The sequence below is a fragment of the Pseudomonas baetica genome, assembly GCF_019733355.1.
Taxonomy (GTDB): domain Bacteria; phylum Pseudomonadota; class Gammaproteobacteria; order Pseudomonadales; family Pseudomonadaceae; genus Aquipseudomonas; species Aquipseudomonas baetica_A.
This window is the reverse complement of sequence record NZ_JAIHLQ010000113.1, coordinates 1-1456: the sequence shown is the minus strand read 5'-3', so window position 1 is coordinate 1456 and position 1456 is coordinate 1. Positions and strand designations below refer to the sequence as shown.

The 1456-nt window shown below is 59.7% G+C and carries 2 protein-coding genes; both read right to left on the bottom strand.

Going from position 1 to position 1456, the window contains the following annotated elements; genetic code table 11:
- Positions 1-92: 92 nt before the first annotated feature.
- Positions 93-1103 carry a succinylglutamate desuccinylase gene (gene astE / locus K5E40_RS34285; protein WP_221734426.1) on the bottom strand — a complete coding sequence of 337 codons (1011 nt, stop codon included), beginning with the start codon at positions 1101-1103 and terminating at the stop codon, positions 93-95.
- 12 nt (positions 1104-1115) lie between these two features.
- On the bottom strand, positions 1116-1406 hold the full coding sequence (locus K5E40_RS34280) for a hypothetical protein (protein ID WP_016983958.1): 291 nt from the start codon (positions 1404-1406) through the stop codon (positions 1116-1118).
- Positions 1407-1456: the final 50 nt, after the last annotated feature.

Below are 1456 nucleotides of genomic sequence, written 5' to 3'. Positions count from 1 at the left end.
CGGTGTGCCAGTCAACAGATGTTTCACTGACACACCGCATTCGCGAGCAAGCCCGCTCCCACAGGAGATAGGTGTTGGTCCCCCAAATTGTTTCAGGCGAGGTTTTCGTCGGTGGCCGGTACGATCAGGATGCCCGCTCGCAAGCCGTTCTTGACCTTGGGATTGGGGAAGATGATCCGCGCGCCTTCTTCCTCGATGATCCAGCGGGTATTGGCCAAGTCCTCGGCCAGTACATAACCGACTTCCAACTCGGAAAAGTTCTCGATGTCCTGCGGCAGGTTCAGGCGGAACGCATCGCTGTGCTTGATGATTTCCCGCGCGACGCTAAACAGTTGCAAGCCATCCAGACCCTCCTGCGCCAGATCAGGCTCATTGCCTTCAATGATCTGTTTCAGACGAGTTTCCAGCCGCGACACATTGACCCCGGCGTTCTGCCCGAAGGGCCGCGCCTTGCCCAATTCCAGCGTGAAAGCCTCGGCGCCGAGTTTGTCGTAGGTATATGAGCTGAACACTATCGACGGTTTGTTCTGCAACAGCACCGCTTCCATGCCCGCGGCACGTAAGCGCGCCAGTTCTTTACGCGAATGCTGGCGTCCTTCCTTCCACGGATACAGGGCGAATTGCTCGATCTTCGAGCCGCGAATGGCCGTGTGCAGGTCATAGTGCAAGCGCTGGCGATCCGGCAGGCTGAAGAAACTCGCCGCCAACCGCTCAAGCTCACAGGCACGCAGCGCTTCAGAGCCGCTGCTTTGTTCGTGACGACCGTTGAACAGCCGATTGACGTCCTGCTCGATGAAACGCTCGCCTTTGCGAATCGCCTCGGTGTTGCCGAACAGGAACAGAATGCGTGCGCGCGGCTTCAGATCGCCGCGAGCGATGTCATGCAGCAGCCGATCAAGCAACTCGATCGGCGCTGTTTCGTTGCCATGGATGCCTGCTGACAGCAGCAAGTCCAGGCCATTGTCACGCGCTTGCGGTGGCCGGACTTCCAGCGCACCTTCGCTCAACCAGCGCATGCGCACGCCTTCGACAGTCAGTTGAGTCTTCTCCGCCGGTTCGCGGCCGGCGAGGGTCAGTTCAAGCAGTTTGCCGAGGGCGAGCATAAAGCGGTTTCCTTAGTGGTCGTGGTTGCAATCCGGGCCGTGCACGTGGTCTTCGTCGTCGCCGACGTCGGCCGGTTCCATTTCCAGTTGCAGACTTACCAGATTAGTCGCCAATGGGCGCAGCAGCAGGTTGGCGTACTCGGCATCACCTTCTTCAACGTCGACGCCGATCAGCAGTTGGCCACGGCCGTCCTGCTGGATCCACAGCTCTTTGCCTTGCCACATGACCGCGACGCGGGTGCACGAGGTTTGCAGTTGCGTGCCGTCGGTATCTTCAAGGATCAGCTGCAGGGAATCGCTCATGTTTTTACTCTCTTGGGGAGACGAACCGTGGGGGGGGGGGGGGGGGGGGG